Annotated in this window: 21 protein-coding genes; 11 read left to right on the top strand and 10 right to left on the bottom strand. The window is 49.5% G+C overall.

Translation table 11 applies throughout. From position 1 onward, the window contains the following. Positions 1 to 19 precede the first annotated feature (19 nt). On the top strand, positions 20 to 193 hold the full coding sequence (locus FSU_RS16235; protein WP_015732475.1) for a hypothetical protein: 174 nt from the start codon (positions 20 to 22) through the stop codon (positions 191 to 193). Positions 194 to 198: 5 nt separating this feature from the next. Here the strand turns inward: FSU_RS16235 and FSU_RS01215 are convergent, their stop codons facing one another. Further along, positions 199 to 2325 carry a thrombospondin type 3 repeat-containing protein gene (locus FSU_RS01215; protein WP_014545093.1) on the bottom strand — a complete coding sequence of 709 codons (2127 nt, stop codon included), beginning with the start codon at positions 2323 to 2325 and terminating at the stop codon, positions 199 to 201. A 251-nt stretch (positions 2326 to 2576) separates the two neighbouring features. Between FSU_RS01215 and FSU_RS01210 the strand changes: the two genes are divergently transcribed. The 5 genes from FSU_RS01210 (at position 2577) to FSU_RS01190 (ending at position 7953) form a co-directional block, all read left to right on the top strand. After that, positions 2577 to 2792, top strand: coding sequence for a hypothetical protein (locus FSU_RS01210; protein ID WP_015732474.1), 216 nt, complete (start codon positions 2577 to 2579; stop codon positions 2790 to 2792). Next, positions 2789 to 5167: a LysM peptidoglycan-binding domain-containing protein gene (locus tag FSU_RS01205; RefSeq protein WP_014545092.1), complete on the top strand. Its 2379-nt coding sequence runs from the start codon at positions 2789 to 2791 to the stop codon at positions 5165 to 5167. The genes FSU_RS01210 and FSU_RS01205 overlap by 4 nt, the downstream gene beginning before the upstream one ends. Before the next feature lie 108 nt (positions 5168 to 5275). After that, positions 5276 to 6016: an ankyrin repeat domain-containing protein gene (locus FSU_RS01200; protein WP_014545091.1), complete on the top strand. Its 741-nt coding sequence runs from the start codon at positions 5276 to 5278 to the stop codon at positions 6014 to 6016. 89 nt (positions 6017 to 6105) lie between these two features. After that, complete coding sequence (gene dapB, locus FSU_RS01195; protein ID WP_014545090.1) at positions 6106 to 6936, top strand: dihydrodipicolinate reductase; 831 nt, start codon at positions 6106 to 6108, stop codon at positions 6934 to 6936. Then, a complete protein-coding gene (locus FSU_RS01190; RefSeq protein ID WP_014545089.1) occupies positions 6937 to 7953 on the top strand; it encodes an ABC transporter permease subunit in 1017 nt (338 codons plus the stop codon). It begins immediately after the preceding gene. A 314-nt stretch (positions 7954 to 8267) separates the two neighbouring features. Here the strand turns inward: FSU_RS01190 and guaA are convergent, their stop codons facing one another. Both guaA and FSU_RS01180 read right to left on the bottom strand, forming a co-directional pair. Further along, on the bottom strand, positions 8268 to 10103 hold the full coding sequence (gene guaA, locus FSU_RS01185; RefSeq protein WP_014545088.1) for a glutamine-hydrolyzing GMP synthase: 1836 nt from the start codon (positions 10101 to 10103) through the stop codon (positions 8268 to 8270). A 90-nt stretch (positions 10104 to 10193) separates the two neighbouring features. After that, entirely contained in the window at positions 10194 to 11732 is a 1539-nt protein-coding gene (locus tag FSU_RS01180) for a leucyl aminopeptidase family protein (protein WP_014545087.1), read from the bottom strand. Between the two features lie 104 nt (positions 11733 to 11836). Here FSU_RS01180 and FSU_RS01175 point away from each other — a divergent pair, with 104 nt between their 5' ends. Both FSU_RS01175 and FSU_RS01170 read left to right on the top strand, forming a co-directional pair. Next, the gene (locus FSU_RS01175; RefSeq protein WP_015732473.1) at positions 11837 to 12829 is read left to right on the top strand and encodes a porin family protein; all 993 of its coding nucleotides are present in this window, start codon (positions 11837 to 11839) and stop codon (positions 12827 to 12829) included. A 6-nt stretch (positions 12830 to 12835) separates the two neighbouring features. Next, positions 12836 to 13831: a calcium/sodium antiporter gene (locus tag FSU_RS01170; RefSeq protein ID WP_014545085.1), complete on the top strand. Its 996-nt coding sequence runs from the start codon at positions 12836 to 12838 to the stop codon at positions 13829 to 13831. 17 nt (positions 13832 to 13848) lie between these two features. Here the strand turns inward: FSU_RS01170 and FSU_RS01165 are convergent, their stop codons facing one another. The 3 genes from FSU_RS01165 to FSU_RS01155 are packed head-to-tail and all read right to left on the bottom strand — an operon-like array spanning position 13849 to position 17302. Then, complete coding sequence (locus tag FSU_RS01165) at positions 13849 to 15906, bottom strand: hypothetical protein (RefSeq protein ID WP_015732472.1); 2058 nt, start codon at positions 15904 to 15906, stop codon at positions 13849 to 13851. Next, positions 15906 to 16778 (bottom strand): PHP domain-containing protein, encoded by an 873-nt coding sequence (locus FSU_RS01160; protein ID WP_014545083.1) that lies wholly within the window; start codon positions 16776 to 16778, stop codon positions 15906 to 15908. The genes FSU_RS01165 and FSU_RS01160 overlap by 1 nt, the downstream gene beginning before the upstream one ends. A gap of 2 nt (positions 16779 to 16780) precedes the next feature. After that, a complete protein-coding gene (locus FSU_RS01155) occupies positions 16781 to 17302 on the bottom strand; it encodes a hypothetical protein (RefSeq protein ID WP_015732471.1) in 522 nt (173 codons plus the stop codon). A 93-nt stretch (positions 17303 to 17395) separates the two neighbouring features. On the opposite strand from FSU_RS01155, the gene FSU_RS01150 reads away from it, so the two are divergent. Continuing rightward, positions 17396 to 17983, top strand: coding sequence for a ribonuclease H1 domain-containing protein (locus tag FSU_RS01150; protein WP_014545081.1), 588 nt, complete (start codon positions 17396 to 17398; stop codon positions 17981 to 17983). A 110-nt stretch (positions 17984 to 18093) separates the two neighbouring features. Here FSU_RS01150 and FSU_RS01145 read toward each other — a convergent pair whose 3' ends face one another. Together FSU_RS01145 and FSU_RS01140 are read right to left on the bottom strand one after the other, a co-directional pair. Further along, a complete protein-coding gene (locus FSU_RS01145) occupies positions 18094 to 19119 on the bottom strand; it encodes an agmatine deiminase family protein (protein ID WP_014545080.1) in 1026 nt (341 codons plus the stop codon). A gap of 99 nt (positions 19120 to 19218) precedes the next feature. Continuing rightward, positions 19219 to 20082, bottom strand: coding sequence for a carbon-nitrogen hydrolase (locus tag FSU_RS01140; protein ID WP_015732470.1), 864 nt, complete (start codon positions 20080 to 20082; stop codon positions 19219 to 19221). 160 nt (positions 20083 to 20242) lie between these two features. On the opposite strand from FSU_RS01140, the gene FSU_RS01135 reads away from it, so the two are divergent. Both FSU_RS01135 and prfB read left to right on the top strand, forming a co-directional pair. After that, a complete protein-coding gene (locus FSU_RS01135; protein ID WP_014545078.1) occupies positions 20243 to 21250 on the top strand; it encodes a peptidylprolyl isomerase in 1008 nt (335 codons plus the stop codon). Between the two features lie 106 nt (positions 21251 to 21356). Further along, positions 21357 to 22464, top strand: a protein-coding gene (gene prfB, locus FSU_RS01130; RefSeq protein ID WP_015732469.1) for a peptide chain release factor 2 whose coding sequence is annotated in 2 segments (ribosomal slippage) — positions 21357 to 21428 and positions 21430 to 22464 — 1107 coding nt in all. Because the reading frame shifts where the segments join, the coding sequence is not laid out codon by codon here. 149 nt (positions 22465 to 22613) lie between these two features. On the opposite strand, the gene FSU_RS16385 is transcribed toward prfB, so the two are convergent. Further along, positions 22614 to 22784, bottom strand: a complete 171-nt coding sequence (locus FSU_RS16385) for a hypothetical protein (RefSeq protein WP_014545076.1) — start codon at positions 22782 to 22784, stop codon at positions 22614 to 22616. A gap of 105 nt (positions 22785 to 22889) precedes the next feature. Next, positions 22890 to 24554 carry a diphosphate--fructose-6-phosphate 1-phosphotransferase gene (locus FSU_RS01125; protein WP_014545075.1) on the bottom strand — a complete coding sequence of 555 codons (1665 nt, stop codon included), beginning with the start codon at positions 24552 to 24554 and terminating at the stop codon, positions 22890 to 22892. Positions 24555 to 24964: the final 410 nt, after the last annotated feature.

The following is a 24964-nucleotide window of genomic DNA, read 5'->3' as shown; positions in this document are numbered from 1 at the left end:
TTTTACTATCTTGCTTTCCATGAAACAGAAAATCCCCGGAATCCTCTTTTTACTCGCCATGCCTCTTTCCGTCCTCTTGTACATCAAGGTGGAGGCTCTTTCTGGCTCGGAGATTCTCGGGCTATTTTCTGCCGTCGCGCTTTACGTCGTTGTCGCGCTCGTCATAGCATTACTCTTCAACAAGAAATCCTAAAAAAGCTACTCGTCCTTGATGTTGTACGGCAAAAGTCTCACGCCAACAGGGTTGAGCTTTGAATGCCCACGCACTTGTGGTAGCTGTAATCCAAATCCGTTCGCTCTGAGCTTTTCTTCCTTGATTCCCTTGTTCACGATGAACTCATAGACCATGGTGGCTCGGGCGTCAGATAATGCTTGCGGGTCCTTTGATTCACCTGGCTTTACGCTGCACTGGATTTCAATCGCAATTTGTTTGTTATGGCGCATGACAGATACGACATCGCTTAACGCCGTGTACGAGGAATTAAGCGGCTTGTCGGTACCCTTGTGGAACTGGATGCGCCTTGCGATTTTGTCCAAGTTCAGTTTTTCGCGAATGGGGCAGCCGTTCACGTCAACTTCCGTACGTTCCAGTGTATTCGGGCAGTTGTCGAGATAGTCAAAAACACCATCCTTGTCCGAATCAAGCGGACAACCTTGCTTGTCGACTGGTGCATTTTCTGGCGTATCCGGACACTTGTCCTCTTCGTCAAAAACGCCATCGCCATCAAAGTCTAGTCTGCATCCAATGCTGTCAACCTTAACGCCTGCCGGTGTGTTTGTGCATTTGTCCATAAAGTCGGGAATGCCGTCTTCGTCGGAATCAATGGGGCAACCGTACATGTTCACGATCTCGTTTGGGGCGCTGTCGGGACACTTGTCCCATTCATCCGGAACGCCGTCTCTGTCTCTGTCCAAGAAACATCCGTATTTATTCACGGTGAGCCCTGCAGGGGTGTTCGGGCAGGAATCCAATGCGTTCGGAACGCCGTCTTCATCAGTATCTAGAATACAACCGCGTTCGTTGATTTCTTCGTCTGGAGTGCTCTCGGGACACTGGTCCAGTTCGTCCGGAACGCCGTCGTTGTCGGCGTCGCGGATACATCCATTTTCGTCAACAGGGTATCCTTCCTTAGTGTCAGGACACTTGTCCTTGTAGTCTGGAACACCGTCGTTATCGTGGTCAAACGGACATCCCCAGCCATCAATAAGGACCGCTTCTGGGGTATTGGGGCATTGGTCCATATCGTCTGCAATGCCGTCGTTATCTTCGTCCGGGGCGCACTTGTAACCATTCTCCTTGAGAGTTCGGCTAGACTTGGGGCATGAGTCCATGCGCTTCTTGTAGTCTTCAATTTTCCCATTCAGGTCAAATGTTCGACTGAGCTTGATGGATGCCGCAATAGGAGGGCTTCCGGGGACTGTGTATTTATAGGTATGGCTGTTGTTCTTTACGGTGATGGGGTGACCACGGCCGATCTTGCGCGTGCGGAAGAGATCCATGCCGAGGTCTGCATTGATAGAAAGAGTCGTGAACTTAGGCAACCTAAGCTTTAAGCCGGGAGAAAATCGGATTTGGTCGTTTACGAATCCGCTCTTGATATACTTGGAACGCACCCATGTTTCACCGGATGCTTCCAGAATTAGCGATACCCATTCGTAAGGGAATAGCGTCAACCCCGAGCCCCAGATGAATATGTTTTCGTGGTTTTCCAGAGTCCTAAGAATGCCTGCATAGTTGTTCCACCGGAGATTCCGGTGGATGTTCATTGTCAAGAACAATGTTCCTGAGATGACATAGTCTGCCGAGGAATACGAATGCGTTGTTGAGTTCTTGTGGATGTACCAGAGGTGTCTTGGACGGAGACCTTTTTCGTTTGTACCGGTCGGGAGGAAAAATTCAATGGCGGCTGAGGCGTTCAGCAAGTCTCTAGATGACTGGCTTGGAGGTTGAGCCTTGACCATGAGTCCTATGTCGCCAAAACCTAGACCTTTGAGCTTTGTTCCTGCTGCATCTCCATCGTAATGGACGCTCAGGTGAAGTCCGAGCTCTAAATAGTCCAAAAGTCCATAGCCGATATACCCGAGAACCGAGTTTGACGGGGATTCTGTGAGCTTTTTCTGATTGCCGTCTTCATCGGTGATGTAGCCTTCTAGGCTTGCTGGCTTGTTGCTGCTAGCCATGTCAAACCCGCCCATGATAAAAAGGTCACCCGGATTGAGTGTACGGGCTCCGGGAACATGGATTCCACTGCTGTTGAAGGAAAATCCAGACTGCGCAAACAGAAAAACGGCGCAAAATAGAATGGTTGATAGGAGTAGTTTCATTTTTTCGTAAAGAATTTAGACATTTTTTTTGATTAACTGTTTGCATTTTCAAATTTATGTATATATTTCACTTCCGAAGTGAGAAACAAGAACTCCGCAAACAAATTGCCGCCATGGCATAGAAAGTCGCAGAAGGCGTACAAGGTGAACAGGATTATTATAATCCTGCAAATCGTGACCGCACTGGCGATGTGTGGAGTTATTCTATATGGCATGAACAGATTGATGCAATAAACTGGAGGAAAGCTTATATGAATAAAGCTTACTATTGTGGTCGTCGTCCTAAGAGTGATGCGTTTGATGATACGCCGGATCCAACCTATTTGGGCGAAGAAGATGATCTGATCAAGGAAGAAGAAGAACCGCAGGAAGAAGAAGTCGACGAAGAAGTTGATTTTGACAAGCCATCCTTTGGCCGTAACCCCATTTGGTCTGACTACGGCGAGGACATGGATTTCGACCAGTGATATGGTCGAATAAATTTGTAAGACTCGGCCTTGCACTTGCTTTTTTGATCCTGACCGCCTGCGCACCTAAGCAGGCGAAGCTTGCCGCGTCATCGCAGGGGAAACCTATCCAGCTGGAGAAGGTGTCTATTGATGTACCTGGACCAAATCCGGGTAAGGAAGTCGTAGGGGATTCCACGAGGCCATCCTGGGTCTATTATCAGTATGGCTTACAGGCGATAGACAACAACCAGTGGGCTGTTTCTAAACACTATCTTGAAGAATCTTTGCGTCTCTTGGTAACGGAAAAGTACGATTCAACAAAGAGCAAGCTGACCCGTTCCGAAGATTCCATTTACAAGATGCAGATGCCTGTGCGCATTGTTCAGGCTCTTGAAGATGTATACCCGAATCTAGCCGAGCAGGAGGGGAGTGATTCCACTTCGACGGATAGCCTTTCCATAGATGGCGTGGATGCTTATGATGAAAATGCGGCGGATAGCGCATCGATGCGAGTCATCGAAAATTTCCTCGACACCGTTGATGCCGGGCGTTTTTCGCTTCCGATTCGCTTTAACGAACGTGTCATGCAAGAAATTTACTACATGACGACGTCTGCACGTGGTTTTATCACGCGTTCGCTTTCTCGCAAGACGGCCTATGATTCCTTGATTTACTCCAAGCTTGCCCAAAAGCGCATGCCGCGAGACCTCATTTATTTGGCGTTGGTGGAATCTGGTTTTAATGTGAAGGCATATAGCCGAGCTAAGGCCGCGGGTATGTGGCAATTCATTCCGGAAACGGGTATCCGCTATGGCCTGGAAGTTGATTTTTGGGTCGATATGCGTCGCAATCCTGAAATGGCGACCGAAGCCGCTTTGAGCTATCTTTCAACCTTGTATGCTGAATTTGGCGACTGGCTTTTGTCAATGGCCGCTTACAACTGCGGTGAAGGCCGAATTCGTCGATTGATCCGAGAAAAGAAGGCTGATTCTACATGGGGCAATCGCCCTGTAACGTATTGGGACTTGCAGCTCCCGCAAGAGACCATGCATTATGTGCCGCGAATCCTTGCGGCGATGGTCATTGGCCATTATCCAGAGCATTACGACGTGTCTGTTACCAAGCATCAGCTGGCTCCTTACGATACGGTAACCGTTTACGATTCCTTCTCGATGGACGAAATCTCTAAGTTCCTGAAGGTCCCCGAAGATACGCTCCGTACTTTGAACATGGAACTCACCATGTGGTGTACGCCACCCAATCGCGATGCCTATTTGCTCCGTTTGCCTTACGGGACGCGTGCTGCGTTTGTGCAAAATTACGACCGCATGGAAAAGAACGGCTTTTCGAGCTGGAAACAGCACAAAGTCCGCAAGGGCGAATCCCTTGGCGCGATTGCTCAGCAGTATGGCGTTCGCGTGGCCGAAATTCAGCGAGCGAATGACTTGAAGAAGACCAAGCTCAAGCCCGGCCGTACGCTCCTTATTCCGATCAAGGTTGCTCCGCGCAGGTCTACTGGCAAAAAGCCGACTAAGGTTCGCACATACGTGGTTCAGTTGGGCGACAATCTTGGCTCGATTTCTCGCCGCTTTGGAGTTTCTCAGGAATCGCTTCGCGTTTGGAATAATATTGAAACTGGTTATAACGTCAAGAAAGGCGATACTATTTACGTCTCTAAGCCGGATTTAAAGCCAACGAGCTTTATCCAACAGCGTGTGGCGCTTAAAAAGGGCGAAAAGTATGTGGTCAAGGCGGGGGATACCTACGCTCAGATTGCTAAGAAGTACAAGGTTCCTGTATTCTTGCTGTTGCAGGCAAATCAGGGTTTTACAAAGCGCTTGACGATTGGTGATTCTCTTGTGATTCCTGCTTATGTCCGCCCACTCCGCCGGATGTCTGGCGCTGTTGATGATGGTGTTCCTGAAGTGGAACCTTCCAAGTCTAACGAACCCGTTACGGATTCTAAAAAGTCTAGCAAGACCGCTAAAAAGACGGCTGAGAAGACTCCAGAACCTGCAACAAAGACTTCAAAGAAGGCCCCGGTCAATACGACTATTATTTATACCGTTGAGCCTGGGGACAATCTCTTTGCCATTTCCAAGAAGTTTTCCACGACGGTTGCCGCTATCCGCGACATGAACGAAATGGGCAATTCTTCAAATATCAAGGTCGGTCAAAAGCTCAAGATTCCGGGCTCTGCTGCTCCGGCACCGAGCGCTCCGAAGGTGGAAGAGATTACTCATGTGGTCAAAAAGGGTGAGGGCCTTTGGGATATTTCGCGCCAGTACGGCGTGACAATTGAAGATATTGTGAAGTGGAATGGCCTGAAAGACACGAAAATCAAGATCAATGAGAAGCTAAAAATCAAGACAACCAAGAAAATCAAGAAATAATCGTTTGTTTTTTATAAAAAAATGTGTAAATTCGTGTTTTTTTTGTAATAAATTGAAAAAAATAGTGTAGTTTTAACTTGAAAAATCAAAAATTCATTGGAGTATAATATGAAGAAGAAAATCTTGGCTCTCTGTGCTGCTGGTCTTATTTTTTCCTTGACTGGTTGTGAAGAAACCATGGACCCGAACGACCCGCAGTCTGTTCGTAGATATTTGACGAAGAAGCAGATTGGCTTTACGCCGAACCAGTTCGTCTCTTATGCCGTCAATAGCGATACCGCCAAGATGACTTTGTTCCTCCAGGCTTCTTTCGAAATTGATCAGCCGGCAGATAACGGCAATAACGCTGTCGCCATCGCTGCCAATAAGGGCAACATGATGGTGCTCAACTACTTGTTTGATCACGGTGCAAAAGCTAATGTCAACAACGGCAATGGTGAACCGGTTATCGATAACGCTGTCATGATGGGCAACAAGGAAGTTGTCGTCCGCATCTTGGATCAGCTCAAGAAGGAAGGCGTTGAACCGCAGAACCTCGCTACCGCAGTTCTTATCGCTGCTAAGACAGGCAAGGCTGACATGCTCGAAGTGCTCGCTAACGCTGGTGCTCCGCTTGAAAACCGCAGCCCGGATGGCTATATGCCGATTCATTGGGCTGTCAAGTCCGGTAACTACGACGCTATGATGTTCCTCATCAATAAGGGTGTCGATGTGAACGCCAAGTGCGGTCAGGGGTACTCCGTGCTCGACTGGGCTACGAACGAAGGCTATACTCGTCTCATCAAGGCTTTGAAGAAGAAGGGGGCCAAGAATACTCCAAAGTATATGCTCGATTCTCGTGGCAGATAAGCGAATCTTTTCTGCTTGAATTTACAGGACGGGCTTAAAGCCCGCCTTTTTTTTCTATCTTGTCAAACGGAAAAACAACAGGAGATTTTATGTCCGTTCAAGTGATGGTTAATGGTATTCCGGGTAACATGGGCCGCATCGTGGCCGAAACTTGCGTTGCCCGCGGTTTGGAACTCGTCCCGTATTCTTTGACGGGAGAAATTATCGTTGAAAATGAAGCCGAAGTTGCAGGCAAGACGATTCAGCTCTTGAAGCCCTCCAACCGTGAAGCCCGCATTGGCGAAGTGCTTGCCAAGTATCCGAACATGATTTGCATTGACTACACGCACCCGACGGCTGTGAACGACAATGCTGCTTTCTACGTAAAGCACAAGATTCCGTTCGTGATGGGAACGACCGGCGGTGACCGCGAAGCCCTTGCTAAGCTCGTTGCCGATGCCAACCATCCGAGCGTCATCGCTCCGAACATGGCTAAGCAGATTGTCGCTTTCCAGATGATGATTGAATTCTTGGCCAAGGAATTCCCGACCGCATTTGAAGGCTACAAGCTTTCCGTGGTTGAAAGCCACCAGAAGACCAAGGCTGATACGAGCGGCACAGCACGTGCAGTCGTAGGCACCTTCCAGAAGATGGGCTTTGACTACACACCGGACGATATCGAAAAGGTCCGTAACGAAAAGGAACAGATGGAACGCATGCATGTGCCTGAAGAATACCTCGGCGGTCACGCTTTCCACACCTACAGCCTTGATAGTGCCGATGGTACGGTTCACTTTGAATTCCAGCACAATGTTTGCGGTCGCAAGATTTATGCCGAAGGCACTGTTGATGCTGTGAACTTCCTCGCTGACCAGATTGCCGCTGGTACAGCAAAGCCGTTCAACATGATGGACGTCTTGCGTTCTGGAAAAATGAGATAAATGCGTTCGTACATCCTTCGTCGTTTGTTGCTAATGATCCCGACATTAATCGGGATTTCGTTGGTGTGCTTTATCTTGATTCAGCTCTTGCCGGGTGGCCCTGTGGAAGAGCTGATTTCTCGTGCGCAGCAGGCGGCTTCGATGAAGGGTGGCGTAGATGCTTCCAAGGCGCTCTCGCCGGACCAAATTGCGCAAATCCAGGCGTACTTTGGCTTTGACCAGCCCGCGTGGAAACGTTACCTTACGTGGCTTTGGAACGTTTTGCATTTGAATCTTGGGGAAAGTTACACGTACGGGCTCCCGGTCTGGGACGTGATTGTAAGCCGATTCCCGATTTCATTGTTCTTTGGTGTGACATCGTTCTTCTTGAGTTATCTTATCTGCATTCCGCTTGGGCTCTGGAAGGCGGTGCATCACGGAAGCAAGCTTGATTCTTTTACGAGTGGTCTTATTTTCTCGGGTTACGTGATGCCGGGTTATGCGCTTGGCATTTTGCTTATCATCTTTTTGGCGGGTGGTTCGTACTTGGACATTTTTCCGCTCGGTGGGCTCACGAGCGATGACTTTGAGGATTTCACGTTCTTCGGGAAAGTGTTTGACTTGGCGCAGCATTTGGCGCTCCCGATTTTCTGCTACATGATTAGCGAATTTGCGTTCCTCACGTTCCTCATGAAGAATTCTGCGCTTGAGGAACTGGGCCGCGATTACATGCGAACAGCTTTGGCAAAGGGCTTGAGTTTCAAACAGGCTCTTGTACGCCATGCTCTCCGCAATGCGCTGATCCCGATTGCGACTCGCCTTTCCGAAATTTGTACGCTTATGTTTGCGGGCGCGCTCCTCATCGAGAAGGTCTTTGATATCGATGGCATGGGGCTCTTGTATTACAATTCGATGGTCAATCGCGATTACAACGTGGTGATGGGAATTATCTTCCTCAGTAGCCTTATGGCGATGGTGGGCCGTCTCTTTAGCGATATACTTTATACGCTTGTCGATCCGAGAATTAAGTTCTCGTAATTGCAATTTGTTTTTAATTTGATAAAAAAATCCGGAAGAGTTTGTCTCATCCGGATTTAAAATTTGTCGCGACTCTCGCCTTACTGACGCTTACGCCTACGGCTTCAACGTCTGCTTGTTCGCCTCGGTCATAAAAATGAGCAAGCTCATTTTTGCGACACTCGGCTCCGCGCTACTCCCACGGCGCTTTCACTTTGTTCAAGCGCGTGTTCACGCGGCTCTCGCCTTATTCCCATTGCAACTGCGCTACGCTTGTCGCGTGTTCGCGCGCCTCGGCTATGAAAACATGCGAGCATGTTTTCGCAGCACTCGGCTTACTCCCACTCAATGGTTCCGGGGGGCTTGTGCGTCACGTCGTACCACAGGCTGCCAGCGCCTTCGGCTTCGAACTTGCGCCAGAGACCGGCGAGCATTCCCTGGTCGATTTCGGCGAAGTTTGCCGTCATGGCTTCGGTGGAGTTCACTGGGCGCATCACGATGCAGGGCTTGTTAGCCGTGCGGAGCGGAACGAGCACGACCGGCATCTGCCAAATCTTTTCGTACAAGTCGTTTGCCTGCAAGAATTCGGTGCAGATGTTGTCGAACTTGCGGAGCGTATCGAAGTTTTCGCGGGTGGCGTACTGTTCAACAAGCTTCGGATCTTCGTCTGCCACGCTACCAATCTGGTAAATCACGCGGTTGATGGCCTTGAAGCGGTTGGCAAGTTCTGTAGAGAACTTTTCGCATTCCTTCCAGCTGAGGCCCGGAGTGGTGATGAGGAACGGCTGTGCGTAAGTACGGCCGTCACCCTGGACGCCAACGCTCTTAATCGGGAGCATGCGACCAGCAATGTTGTTTGCCTTGAGGTAATCGGCGAGGGACTGACCTGCGGTGTCCTTCACGTCTTCGAACTTTACCATGTCGCTTGTGAGCTTGCCTTCGCTGCAGAGCAAACGAACGCCGAGACCTGGACCCGGGAACGGGTGGCGCCACACGAGGTTGTGCGGAATGCCGAGTTCTTCGCCGAGTGCGCGGACTTCGTCCTTGTACAAGTCGGCGAGCGGTTCCAAGACGAGACCCTTTTCCATGAGGTCCAAAACTTCTTGCACGCGGTTGTGGTGCGTCTTGATCTTGTCGGCATTCTTGGTGCCGCCGCTTTCGATGGTGTCGGGGTAGATGGTACCTTGTGCCATCATCCATTCGTTCGGATCGAGGTTGAGCTTAGCCATTTCCTCGTCCTTGACCGTCAAGAATTCCTTACCGATGATGCCGCGCTTGGTTTCCGGAGCAGTCACGCCCTTGAGCTTGGCAAGGAAGTGTTTGCTAGCGTCACGGATCTTGAGGTTGTTCATACCTTCCTTCGTGAGGAAGTCCATAATCTTCTGGGATTCGCCGAGGCGCATCATGCCGTTATCCACATGCAAGCCGAGAACTTTTTCCGGTCCGAGCACGCGGTTCAAGAGCACAAATGCCACGGTGGAGTCCACGCCACCGGAGACGAGTAAGAACACCTTGCGGTCCTTGACTTGGTCCTTAATGCGCTGCGTGATGAGCGGCAAGTAGCTCTTCATGTTCCAAGTCTTCTTGGCGCCCGTAAAGTCGACGAAGTTTTCGAGAAGCTTCATGCCGAACTTGCTGTGCGTGACTTCGGGATGGAACTGGATGCCGAAAATCTGGCGTTCAGGCTTATCGCTATCAAATGCAACGGCGGCGATTTCGCAGTCCTTGGTGCTTGCCACAATCTTGTAGCCTTCGGGAAGCTTGGTGACCTGGTCGCCATGGCTCATCCACATCGGGGATGCTTTCGGGAGACCCTTCAAAAGCGGGCATTTTTCATCGCCCACGATGAGGTCTGCAATGCCGTATTCCTTGACCTTGCCCGGTTCCACGTGACCGCCCAACTGCTGGGCGATGAGCTGGTGGCCGTAGCAGATGCCGAGCTTCGGCACCGGGAGGTTCAAAATTTCAGGATTGTATTCCGGAGCGTCAGCCGCATAAACGCTAGACGGACCGCCACTGTAAATGATGCCCTTCACGCCTTCGAGTTCAGAAACCGGGGCGGCAGGGGAGTGGATTTCGGTAAACACGCCAAGACGGCGTACACGGTTGGCAATCAAGTGAGCATACTGCCCACCAAAGTCCAAAACGGCAATAGTATCAACGTTTTTCATACATCTAAAAGATAGAAAAACCTTCAGAAATCTGAAGGTTTTTTAATACTCACTTTGGTGATTTGATAAGCAAATTATTTAAGAAACCGCTTATGCTTCCACTGCAACATATTCGCCGTCGGCATCTTCGTTTGCAGTATCTTCGCAAACCATACCGGACATGCGTCTTGCAAGTTCAATGAGCGTCTGCACGCCGAATCCGGTGGCACCGAAATCGGTGTATTTCCAGGTCTTGTTGACAAACGCTGTACCTGCGATATCCCAGTGTGTCCAGGCAGTGTTTTCTGGAACGAATTCCTGCAAGAAGAGGGCGGCGGCAATAGCGCCCGCGTCGCTTCCGGTGTTCTTGAGGTCTGCAAAGTGATCCTTTAAGGCATCGGCGTATTCTTCTTCGAGCGGCATGCTCCAGAATTTTTCGCAGCAGGCTTCACCACAGTTGATGACCTTCAAGGCGAGGTCATCGTCATTGCTGAAGAATCCGGCAACGGCGTAACCGAGTGCGCGAACCATGGCTCCTGTGAGCGTCGCGAGGTCAACAATGTGCGTTGCTCCGATGAGGCCTGCTTCTGCAAGGCCGTCCGAGAGAACCAAGCGTCCTTCGGCATCGGTATTGTCGACCATGACAGTCTTACCGTTCTTGGCGGTAAAGATATCGCCCGGCAATACAGACTTGTTGCCAATTGCATTTTCGGCGAGGCAGCAGACTGCGCTTACTTTAATCGGGAGCTCAAGTGTCGCAATGGCCTGGATGGCGGCAAGTACTGTTGCAGCACCGCTCATATCGCTAATCATCTCGGGCATGGATTTAGGCGGCTTGAGGCAGAGACCACCCGTATCAAACGTAAGACCCTTACCGACAAATACCAAGTGGTCGGCGGAAGTGCGCGCATTTTTCGCTGCTTTCTTGGAGCTCTTGCTTCCATCGTAGCTAAGCGTAATCATGTACGGTTCGTGAGAGCTGCCCTTGCCGACAGTCACATGTCCCATGAAGCCTTCCTTTTCGAGTTGCTTCATGTTGCGAACCTTGATTGAAAGACCCGGTGTGTATTTTGCAATGGTATTTGCGTTTTCAACAAATTCAGCAGGCGTGAGGTCGCTGGAGCTTGTGTTGATCAAGTTTTTGGCAAGGACTATTGCCTTGTTTTCTATGGCGACGACATCTGCAATCTTCTTGAATTCTGCAGTGTGTTCGCCAGCAACGAGTTCGAACGTGACCTGGAAGGAGTCTTTCTGCTTGCTTTTGTAGGCGTCAAACTTGTAGTCTGCATAGTGAAGCCCAAGCAAAATGCTCTTGAACTGTTCCGGTGCGGCGTCTGCAAGCATGATGGATACGACCGGAATCTGGCGCTTGCTAGCCTTCTTGGCGAGGCGGAATGCGGCCATGCGCAGGTGGTCGAGCGACGAAAGACCGCGTTCTTTGGCTGCATTCACAAAAATGGTCGGCTGGTTATCGATTTCCAAAAATTCAAGGTCTTCGAATGGACCGTCTTCCATGCCGTTCAATACGGATTCGACTTGCTTTTCAGCATTTTCCGAAAGGACGTTGGAAAACTGAACGGATTTTTTAACGAAAAAGAGGGCGTAAGCATTGGCCTTGCCCGAAGCTGTGGTAACTATATTTGTTTTCATATAGCGTAATCTAGTATTTTATAAACGGGGAGCTTGTATTTTATATTGGTTTTTCGAATACAAAAATACTATAATATTACAATGATTATCATTGGAGGATCATTATGAATCTGAAATGTACTGGAATTTTGACGGCTCTCGCCGTTTCTGCCGTGATGGCACAGGAGGCTGCTCCTGTTGAAACGGCTCCCGTTGCTCCGGCTCCTGTTGCAGAACAAGCTGCCCCGGCTGCAGAAGTTGCTCCCGCTCAGGCCGCTCCTGCTGAAGATAAGTTTACTGCTGTGGAACAGGAACTTGCTCCGGAAAATCTTTTCAATGAACCGACTGCTGTTCGTGGTGAAGATGCTGCAAAACCGGTTGTCAAAAAGACGACAAAGAAGTTTGTTTATCGCCCGGTCTATTCCGCATCTGAAATTGAAAATACCAGCGGCAATGTCAAGACGATTTACGTGACCGAAACAGCCACGGCCGATACTATTGACATGGACCAGCTGCGTGGTCTTATCCCGCTCAAGTTTACTTTCGGTCTTCAAGGCTTTATCGGTAATTCGTTCCTTTCGGGGGATAACGGTCGCTATGAATATGACCGTTATTCTGGCTTGACTTGGAGCATCGGTGCTTTTGCCTTGTTCCCGCTGGATGAGTACAACATGGCGTTTAAGACGGGAGTCTTGTTTGAACATGACAAGGTTAGCAACAGCTACAGCGAAACTTATAAGGAAACTTTTGGCGAATACCGTTTCTCGTTTAGCCAGTACCGCATTTCTCTGCCGCTCCTCCTCTCGTTGAAGAGCGCTAAGTCCAATGTCTATTTTGATGTCGGTGTGCAACCGTCCTTTGCTGTTGCAGACAAGTTTAGAATGAAGTCTTCGGACAAGTCTGTTTACATCAAGGATGATATGATGGATAATGATTGCCGCTCGGTGATTGACTGGTCTATCGTCTTTGGCTTCGGCATCCGTGCCAATCGCTATATCGGTTTCGATGCCCGCTTCACTTGGGGTATCAACAACCAGTATGACGATTACGATGTCTGGTCTATCAATAACTTGTCTTCGAAGTCCATTACGGTGGGCGCAACATTCTACGCATTCTAGTATAACATGATTCTTTCTATTGTGGCCATTGTCGTAGGCCTTGTTCTTCTGGTCTGGAGTGCAGACCGGTTTGTGGATGGGGCTGTCGGCGTGGCCCGATTTTTAGGTATGAGCACCTTCCTTATCGGGATGGTGATTGTCGGGTTCGGAACATCCGCGCCTGAAATGGTCGTTTCTATCTTATCTGCGATGAACGATACGCCTCAGCTTGCTTTGGGCAATGCTTATGGCTCCAATATTGCAAACATTGCGTTGATTCTTGGAACGACTGCACTTATTGCTCCTGTTGTCGTACAAAAGCAGGCTATGTCACGCGATATTCCTGTCTTGTTGGCGATGACGGTCTTGACGGTCTTGTTGCTGTGGGACGGCAATGTCTCGCTTGTCGATGGTGTTGTTTTGTTGGTTGCTTTTGCTGCCATCATGACCTTCAACATTTTAAGCGAACTCAGGCAAAAACGCAAACGTAAAAAGTCTGCAGAAGTGCATGACGAACTTGAATCCGAGTCTACCGAACAGGTTTCAATCGTTAAGTCTTCGTTGCTGTTGCTTTTGGGGCTTGTGCTTTTGATTGTGAGTTCCCGCATGCTTGTGTGGGGTGCAATCAACGTGGCTCAGGCTCTTGGCGTAAGCGATTTGCTGATTGGACTTACGATTGTTGCCGTAGGAACGTCGCTTCCGGAACTGGCAAGCTCGATTGCTGCAGCCCGTAGGGGAGAGAATGATTTGGCCGTCGGAAACGTCATCGGCTCGAACATTTTTAATACGCTTGTCGTTGTCGGACTTGCCGCTGTCATTACCCCGATTAAGGCTATGGAGCCGGAAGTTCTGATTCGTGACTTGCCGATTATGTCTGCGCTGACACTATTGCTCTTCTTTATTTGTATTCCGTTCAAGAAAAAGAATGGCAAGCGTGTTAGCGGTTTTGGAAGAATTGGTGGAGCGTTCTTCTTAAGTCTGTACGTTGCATATTTAGTATTGCTCGGAATTCAGGCTGTCTAAATCCTGAATCCGCAATCCTAATTCCCGAAAGTCCAGACGATGCCGTATGCGAATCGCAATCCTTCAGGCGTGTAGCCGGATTCCGGTGCGTAGATGCTGTGGTTGAAATTCTCGATGCGGTTGTAGAGCTCAAACGAAAGAATCTGCATTCGCGCTTCGAAATCCATCGCTAAATATTTCTTGAGAGAGACGAGCTCCGGCTCGCCTTTTTCATTGATGGTGCAGTCGTAGCGGTTGTTAAACCATTGGAAGTCCACACGGACACTCACGCCAAGCCTGTCCTTGACAAAACGGTTCTGCCAATGGATGCTGCCCTTGTAGTAAAGCGAAGGCGTATCGATAAGCTTGGTGCGTGTCATCTTTTGCCCGCGTTCCAGGTAGAATTTCCAGTTTCCCAGGCGGAAGCCGACTTGCATGAGCCAGTCAAGCGTATGGGCGTGGTCAAGATTTTCGTAACGGAATGCGGACTGTACGGAATCGGTCACTTCGGAGATCGTCACATCGTTAATGTCATCATATGAACTCGTTGAATCGATTCTTCCTGCAATTGCCCAGTGGGGCTTGATCAAGTTGTTGGCGTGCTCGTAACGGAGGCCTAGACCATAAAAGACATCGCGCTTTTGCCAGACGAGATTTGCTGTCACTCGGTCGCGTACTTCGTGTTTGAGATTCTCGTTAGGGAATGCGACTCTTCCAGTTTCAACAAGCTTGAGTTGCGTAACATCCGGGAACTTGTTGTCATGGCGGTACGAGGCGCTTGCCATCAAGTCGTGGGGGAGCAGGTAAGTTCCGTCAATTGAAAATGCGGGTGCAAATTCAACGGAGTCCAAAAGCGAACTGTTGCGTTGCATGCCGGCTTGCACGCGGAACAGAGCTTTTCCGAATAGTGTGTCCGAAACTTCAGCGTAGCCAATTTCGCGGTCTTGATAGAATTTTTGCTTAGTCTTTTCGTGGCCCGATTCTTCGGTGTTGAGGAATTCATATTCAAAACGGATTCGCGGGTTCAGGAATGAACTGTAACGAATATCGAAGTTTCCGAGAATTGTTTCGTAGTTGCGGACTTTGCTAGTGTCGTAATAGCTGGTAGTGATGCTGCGTAGCCCGTTTTCGTTGTAAGTTGTGTCCGAGCCTTTTATAATTTTGGAAAGATTGCGCAGTTCTATTTCATGATTTCCATAGTGGATTTCTGTGCCGAGCGTCAAATCCTTGATGGGGTAGAATTCAACGCCACCGCCATACGTGCGAGATTCAATGATAATCCTGTACGGGTCCGTCTGGAAATTGCGGGCTGTCGGGTCAAGTGTATCGAGCAGAACTTTATGCGTTGTATTGTCGGCGTTGTCAAGGCTTAAATAGTTTATCTTAACAAAAGCCTTGCCGTAGCCAAATCGCCAAGTGACTATGGGCTGGAGGTGCATGCTGTTCATCGCGATGTTTCGACCGCCAAACGGAATTTGCGTGGAGTCACGGCCGAGAGCAAAGAATGGCGAATGCGTCACGGGTTGGTATTCGTAGGGCTTCGAAAGCATGTCGGAATGGCTTGATACACCGAGATCGAGCGTCACAGAATCTGTAATAAGGCGGCGGAATTCAAGGCGCAGGGCGTTTCCTTCGAATGCTCCTCGTTCCCAGTTCACGTCTGTAATTGGCGTATCGACCGGGATGCCGTGTCGCTCCTCAAATAGAATGCCGTTTTCGCCGTTAAGCGCAAGCGTAGAGGCGTCATAGCTTAAACGCGTTGTGTAAATGCCAGCAAGTTTGCTCGGGTAGCGTTTGCTTAAGCTACCTATGCCAAGAGACTTTGCCGGAAGTTCCGGACTGCCAAGGATGGACGTGCCAAGCACCCATTCAGATTTTTGTCCCGCGACATCGTAAGTACGCTGCATGACTTCGCGCAGTGGAATGACCCAACGTCCAGCATCGGTTTCTCGAGGGGCCGGGTCGGGGGCATTGGGCGTCTCAAAAACAGAGTCCTGCGGTGCGGGGAGCTTGCTCGGTTTTGCGTGGATGACATCGGCAAAAACGCTGGTCGTCAGCGTCCATATAACAGCTAAAAAAAGAATTCCACGATTCATTAGAACCATTCTGCGCGGGACTTTTCGCGCCTTTCACGGAGCGCTTGAACAACGGTGTAAGGCATTTTCATGCAACCAGGGGGGTAAGTCCCGTTCTCTGTGTGGAAGTCGGAACCGCCTGTACCCACAAGACCAAACCTTTGCGCCATTTCTTTATACTTGCGGCCAACAGCACCCTTTTGTGCAGGGCTGTAGACTTCCATGCCCTGGATACCCCATTCTACCATGTTCTCGATGAACTTGTCGCTGAGCCCGGACTTGTACGGGTGGGCGAGTACCGCGATGCCGCCTGCATTTTCAATCAGTCGGATTGTTTCTTGCGGATTGAGGCCCTTCTTTTCGACGAACGCAATGCAACCGTCACCGAGGTACTTCGTGAACGCTTCGGAAAAGTTTGAAATGTATTCTTCATCGACGAGCGACATGGCTATGTGCGGGCGACCGATGATTTTACCCTTGCAGTACGAATGTACCTTTTCAAATGTGATGCCGATGCCGAGCGCGTTCAGTTTTTTGATAATCGCCTTCACGCGTGCGATGCGCTGCTTGGCGAAATCTTCAAGTTCCATGTTCAAGGCGAGGTTCGTCGGGTCGCAGAAGTAACCCAGAATGTGGATGTCCTTGCCCTGCCACACAGCAGAAATTTCAATCCCTGGGATGATTTCAAGACCGATTTCCTTGGCGGGCTCTTCGGCTAGCTTATAGCTATCCAGGTTGTCGTGATCCGTGATAGAAATGCAACGGAGACCTTTGCGCTTGCAGAGCATGAGCAACTCATCAACGGATAGAGTGCCGTCAGAGAGCTTGGTGTGCATGTGCAAGTCTGCATAGCCGCCATTTTCGGTGATGATTGTCGAAAACATCTTTTGCATGGCTAATCCTCGTTATCCTTTGAAAAATAGCGAGCCATCATCCTTGCAGGTGAAATAGTCTTGAGCGCATGTAGGCTCAAGTTTAAGAACGGATATTCACGAGCGCAATCGAATCCAACGCGTAGTACAGCACCACTGATTAAGGCGAGGTACAAAAACTGTGGTTTGTAAGTTCCCAGATAGACACAAGCGAGGGGGGCGTAAGTTTTTACCTGATATTCTAGTCTATCGAATAGTGGTTCGCCATAGCGGCAATCTTTATCGGTGTAATAAGAGGCTGTAGCCTTTTTTTTCTGCAAGAGGGCCTCTAAATCGCTATGGGCAATGAATAAAATGGACTTGAAACTCTCTTCGGGGAGTTCGTCCAGAATGACCTTGGCGATTTTTTTGTCCTCAGGCATAAAGAACACCGTTTTTTCGTGATCTTGCAGCGACTGTGGAAACGAAAATGTATCTGAACTCTTGTTATATCCCGCCTTGCGGAGGAACCAACGGTATAGCAATGGCTTACAGAGTAAACGCATTGCGAAATATCGTTTGCCATCAGCAAAGTATCGAGAAGAAAACAAAGAGGCTCCTATTTTTTTATTTCAGTAGAAATATATTAAATTTGGGCCATGCCTAAACAGAAGTTCTATGCCGTAAAAAGCGAAAATGAAAAGAAAATCGTAACCACATGGGACGAGTGCCTTAAGCTCACGCATGGGGTTAAAGGTGTTTTGTTCAAATCCTTCGGTTCCCGCGAGGAGGCTCAGGCTTGGCTCGACGGAATGGAGGCTCCTGCGCCCGATGGGATTCGTGTATTTGTCGATGGTTCGTTTTCGCCGGGATTTGGCCCTGCCGGCTGGGCGTTTGTTGTAACTGAAGACGACAACGAACTTGCCCGTGGTTCGGGAATTACGGCATTCGATGCTGAAAGTAGGAATATCGATGGGGAAGTGATGGCTTCGTTCCAGGCGATGAGATGGCTAGATGCGCACGATATGAAGGGCGTTATTTGCCACGACTACGAAGGCATTGCGCGCTGGGCTAAGGGAGAATGGCAAGCTAAGAGTAATATCGCCAAGATGTATGTGGCGGCTGCAAAACCTTATTTGCACCGAGTGCAGTTCGAAAAGGTCGCCGCCCATACTGGCGTCAAGTGGAATGAGCTTGTAGATAAACTAGCAAAAGAAGCAATCGCAAAAGCTAAGAAGTGCAAATAGGATTGTAGAACTTAGCTCGCTTCGCTCTTAGAACTTAGAACACTCTCTATTATCTTTAAGCATTTCTAAGTTCTGCCGACTAAGTTCTGCCAACTGCACCGAAGGTGCTTTTATTCATTCTCGTGCTTGCTCATGCAGTGGAGGCTGCCGCCCTCTTCGATGACAGTACGGCAATCAATACCAATTACCTTGCGATCCGGGTACACGCTCTCAAAATACTTCTTGGCCTTCGCGTCGTTCGGGCATTTGTATTTCGGGAAGATAAGTCCTCCGTTCACATAAATGTAGTTCATGTACGATGCCGGGAGAATTTGTCCGTCATCGAGCACGCGCTGCGGCGGGAGCGGGAGCGTATCGACCTTTGCGGTTTCGTAATGTTCCTTGAGCCAGCTTTCGATGAACTGCTGGGCTTCGGTCAAAATCGCGTAGTTGGGGGAGCGCTTGTTGTCCGTCATGCACATGACGACTCTGTCTTTAGCGACAAAGCGTGCGACGTTATCGATATGGCCGTCCGTGTGGTCACCGTGTAATCCGTGCGGGAGCACGAGCATTTCCTTGAGGCCGAATGCCTTGCAGAGAGATTTCACGACCTTTTTCAAGTCCTTTTCGTCATTGCGGTTCTTGCCGACAAGGCAGTCTTCAGTCGTTATGCCGAGACCGTCTCCGTTGACTTCAATAGCGCCGCCTTCAAAGATGAACGGGACGCTTTCGTTGAGCGGGAGTCCCTGCTTTTCGGCAATCTTCTGCGGAATGGCGTTGTCGAGTCCCCATGGCGGGAACTTGGCACCCCAGGCGTTAAACTGCGTTTCGGTAACGACCTTCTTGTCGCCCTTTTTCATAAAGAACGGACCGTAGTCGCGAATCCAGATGTCGTTCGTCTTGATGACGATAAAGTTCACCGGGAACGGACGATTGGCGAGAGCTGCCTTTTCTTCGTCGGTCAAGAAGTTCTTGGCGGGGAGCAACAGATTCACCGGCTGGAATTCCGTAATGTTACGGATAAGCTCTACATAGAACTTGCGGATGTTGATGCCGCGTTCACCATACCAGTTCGTCTTGTTGTGCGGGAATGCAAGCCACGTGGCACTCTGCTTTTCCCATTCCGCCGGATAGCGGACAGAAGATTTCGTTGTCATGTAATAAGTCCTTTAAAGGGTTGTAGGTTTTAGGTCTTAGGAAAAGTCCTAATTCCTAATCACTGTCTACTTCCTACTGTCTACTGCGGCTCCGCCGCCTTAATCTGCCCAAATCTTGAGGATGTCCTTGTACAAGTCCACGCGTCTGTCGCGGAAATGCGGCCACCAGCGGCGATTTTCTTCGGTTTCGGCAAGGTCAAGTTCAACATAGCTTGCACCCAGGAATTCAGGATCGCACTTTTGCAAGATGTAACCATCCGGTGCTGCGACAAAACTTGTACCCCAGAACGTGAGGTGTCCTTCGACGCCTGAGCGGTTGGCTGCAATCACGAACGTGCGGTTTGCAATGGCGTGTCCGCGCATGACTGTCATCCAGCTATCTTGCTGTCTCGGGTAAATTTCCTTGGGCTCAGAATCCATCCAGCCGATAGCGGTCGGGTAGATAAGCACGTCGGCGCCCTTGAGGCTCATGATGCGGGCTGCTTCGGGGAACCACTGGTCCCAGCAAATAAGTACGCCGAGCGTACCGGCGCTGGTCTTGATTGGTTCAAAACCGGTGTCACCTGGAATAAAGTAATACTTTTCGTAGAAGGCGGGGTCATCGGGAATATGGCTCTTGCGGTAAAGCCCAGCGATGCTTCCATCGCGTTCAAATACGAATGCGGAGTTGTGGTAAATGCCACGGGCGCGCTTTTCAAAGAACGGGAACACGACAACGGCGTTCAGTTCCTTTGCAATTTCTTGCCATTCAGCGACAATCGGGTGATCCTTTTCAATCGCCAAATCGAAAAAGTCTGCGTTTTCTTCGAACGGGAAGTAAGGAGTGTGGAAAAGTTCGGGGAGGACGAGTAAATCAATGTCCTTGCCCTTGAGCTTGAGCGCTTCGTCCTTATACCACTTGTTATTGGAATCGAAATCCCCGGTCCACTTGCCTTGCAACGTATATACTTTAATCTTGTTCATGTGCAATAATTTAGCAAAAACGAGCCATAACTTCAATTTTTTGTAAGAACATTGTTTTGTTTGCGTAAAATCACACAGAGTGGGCTTTTGCGTGTTGTAAGTTTTCTATATTAACCCTTGAATTTTTAAAACCCTTGATTTTTTAATAAAAGGATAAATAATGTCTCTTAAACTCATTTCTCGTGGTGCTGCTGCCGTGCTCCTTACCGCCGGTATTGCTTCTGCTCAGTTGATGAATTCGAAAAGTCTCGATGTCATCCGCGTCGAAAAGACGGGTATTTCTGCTGGTAAGATTGATAGCCTTGCTACCATGCTTGGCCAACAGCAGGCTCCGGGCCAGAAGTTGACCGACGAAATGATGACCCAACTTCGCTATGCAGTTGTTGATAATCTCGTTGGCCAAGAACTCATCAAACTTGAAGCAAAGAAGATGGGTATCAAGGTCGCTCCGGCTAAGGTAGATAGCTTGACCAACCTCTTCAAGAAGCAGTTCCCGAGCGAAGACGCTTTCCAGAAGGAACTCAAGAAGTCTAACACGACGATGAAGCAATTCAAGGAAAAGATTGAAGACCAGCTCAAGAGCGAACAGATTCTTGAAAAGAAGGTCCCATATCCGTCTGCTCCGACCGAAAAGGATCTCGAAGCTTTCTGGCAGCTCAACAAGAGCAAGGTTGCTATCAACGATACGATTAGCGGCGCCCGCATCTTTATCTCTACCAAGGGTAAGAATGCTCAGGAAATCAGCGACGCCAAGGATATGTTGAAGGGTCTTGCAGCCCAGGTTCGCTCCAAGAAGGCTACGTTTGCTCAGCTCGCAGCCATGTATAGCGACGACAAGGAAGCCAAGAAGACGGGCGGCATCATGAACAAGTTTGTTGCCAAGTCCAAGAGCGCAGCTTTCGCTAAGGCTGTCGGCAAGATCAAGGTCGGTGATATCTCTGAAGTTATCACGGAAAATGACGGTGTCTCTATCTTCATGCTTACCGAAAAGAATGACGGCAAGTTTGAAAGCTACAAGCACCAGATTGATTACATTCTCCGTGTGCAGGCTGAACAGGAACGCCAGGCTAAGCTCAAGGCTTACCTTGATGACCTCGGCAAGACCTACAAGGTCCAGTACCTCGACAAGAAGTACGAACCGCCTCAGGCAATCGGCGCTACTAAGTAATTTAGAGCTAAGAGGGCGCCAACGTGCGCCCCATTACCCCAAGGATGCTAAATGGCATCCTCTTTTGTTCTGGAAGACCAGAAAAATTTGAAAAATGGAGTTGTAAATGGCATTCAACACTACACATACTGGGCTTATCGAGTTGCGCAGCCGCATCGATAAACTCTGGGGGTATCTTTGACTTAGAGGCAAAGACCGAAGAACTCTACGTCCTTGAAAAGGATTCCGGCGACCCGAACCTGTGGAACGATCAGGAAAAGGCGCAATCGATGATGAAAAAGATTGGGAACCTCAAGGGACTCATTGATTCCTGGAAAGAAGTTTCCCAGACATGCGACGACCTTGCCGAGCTTTACGAAATGAGCAAGGACGAAGAATCAGCCGACCTCACGGCGACGCTTGAATCCGACATTGCCGACCTCAAGTCCAGAGTTGAAGCGATGGAATTCAAGAAGATGCTGAACGGTCCGGACGATGCCTGTGCATGCCTCATGTCTATTCATCCGGGTGCAGGTGGTACGGAGTCCCAGGACTGGGCGCTCATGCTTTTCCGCATGTACACGCATTTCTTTGAACGCGAAAAGATGGACTTCAAGGTCGTGGATTTTCAGGAAGCTGAAGATGCGGGCCTCAAGAGCGCAACGATTGAAGTCTCTTGTGAAAACGCTTACGGTTTACTTCGTTCTGAAATAGGCGTTCACCGCCTGGTACGCATTAGCCCGTTTGATGCCAACGCTCGCCGCCATACGAGCTTTACTGCCGTTTATCTGTACCCCGAACACGAAGACGTGGAGTTTGATCTTGACATGTCCGAAGTGCGCGTGGACACATACCGCAGTAGTGGTGCCGGTGGCCAGTACATCAACAAGACGGATTCCGCAGTGCGTATGACCCACTTGCCGACAGGTATCATGGCGAGCTGCCAGACGGAACGTTCGCAGATCCAGAACCGTGAAACTTGCTACAAGATGCTCAAGACCATGGTCGCTGAACACTATCGCTTGGAAGAAGAAGCGAAGCGCGATGCCCGCATGGCCGAGAAAAAGAAGGTCGAATGGGGTAGCCAGATCCGCAGCTACGTGTTGCAGCCGTACCAGCTTGTGAAGGACCTCCGCACAGGCGTTGAAACGTCTGATACCGCGGGCGTGCTTGATGGAAAAATCAAGCCGTTCATCGACGCGTATCTGCTAAGCACAAGCGAAGGGAACAAATAGACGAAAGAACGCTCGCAAGGCTCGCTATAGACGAAAGACGAGAGAATGTCCAATGATTTTTGACATAATCGAAGTTAGCGTTTGGGACTTGAGCGAAGAGAAGGATCCTTTAAAGTTAAAAGTGGCGGGTTTTGCCCGCCATTTTTCTTTTATTTTAAATTGTACTTTTCCTTGGCAGCGATGCGCTCTTCTTCGGAAAGGCTCTTGATATAGCTTTTCCAGCCTGGGCAAAAGTTTATATGGAATCGCCAAATGCGTCCAATCAGCGACTTGGGGTTTTTGTCGTATTGTGCGCGGAGTTTGCAATTTGCACAAGCCATTTTTTGACACCTTTTGTTGATTGTGATTTTTCTTAATATACAATAAAAATGCTCCCGGTGGAAGCCAGGAGCATCTTATTTTTTAATGCTGTTTTGAAGTAAAAATTACTTCATTGCACCGCGTTCGAGCTTGATCGTGAAGTTCGTGATGTCGCAAACTTCGCTCGGACCCCAGTACTGGATCGGACCCGGGTAGGTGTAAGATTCAGTCTTAGCCCATTCGTCGCGGCGAGCGGCGAAGTACTTGAACGGAGCGCTCATCGGGCCATCAAGTTCAACGAGAGCCTTGCGGATAACCGGCTTGTCGGCACCGTGACGGCGTTCGATGTTCATCATCATGGTGATCGGAAGGCCGCCAGCGACCCAGTTTTCGATACCCTTAGTGACGTTGCGGACAGAGCTCATGTAGCCGTTCATGCCATTGAGGGCGAGAACAGAGGCTGCAAAGCCGAGGCTGTAGCAGTAGTCAGCGTCGAAGTTGGACGGAGCTGCGCAACGGCCTTCGTAACCGAAGAAGTGGTTGAGAGCAGAGAACTTGCCCTTGAAGTCACCACGGTTCTTGAGTTCCTTCTTGACCATTTCGATGATGAGCTTTTCAGTTTCGATGAGGGAAACCTGAACGTTGCCATGGCTGTCGCGTTCGAGCATGAGCTGGGCCTGGATGCCAGCCGGGAGGCTCTTGAGGACTTCAGCGGATTCAGCGCTGACCCATGCGCAGAGCTTTTCGACCTTAGCAGCCGTGTCGAGACCTTCGACTTCGGCTTCGTGGTGGGCGAGAGCTTCAGAAAGTTCAGAGATAAGGACGCCAACGTCCGGGATGAATTCGAGGAGGCCTTCCGGAATGAGGGCGACACCGAAGTTCTTGCCCTGAGCTGCACGAGCATAGACAACGTCAGCAACCTGCTTGATCACGTCCTTGAGCTTCATCTGCTTTGCCTTGACTTCTTCAGAGATAAGGCAGATGTTCGGGTGGGTCTGGAGAGCGGCTTCGAGAGCGATATGGGAAGCAGAGCGGCCCATGAGCTTGATGAAGTGCCAGTACTTCTGAGCGGAGTTGGCATCGCGCATGATGTTGCCGATGAGTTCAGAGTAGGTCTTCACAGCGGTGTCGAAACCGAAAGAGGTTTCGATAAATTCGTTCTTCAAGTCACCGTCGATGGTCTTCGGGCAACCGCAAACGCAGGTCTTGACGCCCTTGGACTGGAAGTATTCACCGAGAACAGCAGCGTTCGTGTTGGAGTCGTCACCACCGATGATAACGATAGCGTCGAGGTCGAGCTTGTTAGCAACAGCGATGCACTTGTTGAACTGTTCTTCAGTTTCGAGCTTGGTACGGCCAGACTGGATCATGTCGAAGCCACCGGCATTGCGGTAGGCGTCCATCTTGGCGTCGTCAATTTCAATGTACTTGCCGTTTTCGAGACCGCTCGGACCGCCGAGGAAACCGAAAAGGACGGAATCCTTGGAAACGGACTTGATGCCGTCGTAGATACCGGCGATAACGTTATGTCCACCCGGAGCCTGGCCACCAGAGAGAACCACGCCCATGCGGAGTGCCTTGCCAGCCTTGGCTTCGGCAGCTTCAAACTGAACAACCGGAAGACCGTAAGTGTTCGGGAAGAGTTCCTTGATCTTGGCCTGGTCGCTAACGGATTCCGTAGCTGCACCCTTGTTAATCTTCACGCTGAGGGCGCCATTCTTGAGGGACACCGGGAGCTTCGGCTGATAGGCCTGACGGGCCTTGGTCAGTACAGAGAGATTTTCGGACATTGTTTATTCCTTTTTTATTTGCCCCGCATTCGCGGGTTTTTGGTTAAAATCCGGCGTAAATATAGTAATTATTCTTTTCAAGAACCAAAAAGTACGTCATGCGGGCGGGGCCCCAGCTCGGAAAAACTTAAACCCATCCTGGCGCAAGCGCCAACCTTACGGCTCGACCATGACCATACAAGTATGGTCGCGGCACTCGCCTTTTAAGGTTGTGGCCGACGCTTTTATTCTCACAACGATAAGCTTTGTATACATTTGTATATTAAGCCTCGCTAGTTAAGTATAAAATCAGGGCTTTATTTATTTACAAAATGTGATAAAAGTCAAATTTTTGTATGATTTTTTTAACTTTTTATTCCAAATTAGAGTAAATTTTACTATATATGCGGCGCGTAATAAAAAAGTAATGA

The organism is Fibrobacter succinogenes subsp. succinogenes S85 (assembly GCF_000146505.1).
Taxonomy (GTDB): domain Bacteria; phylum Fibrobacterota; class Fibrobacteria; order Fibrobacterales; family Fibrobacteraceae; genus Fibrobacter; species Fibrobacter succinogenes.
This window is presented reverse-complemented; position numbering and strand designations above follow the sequence as displayed.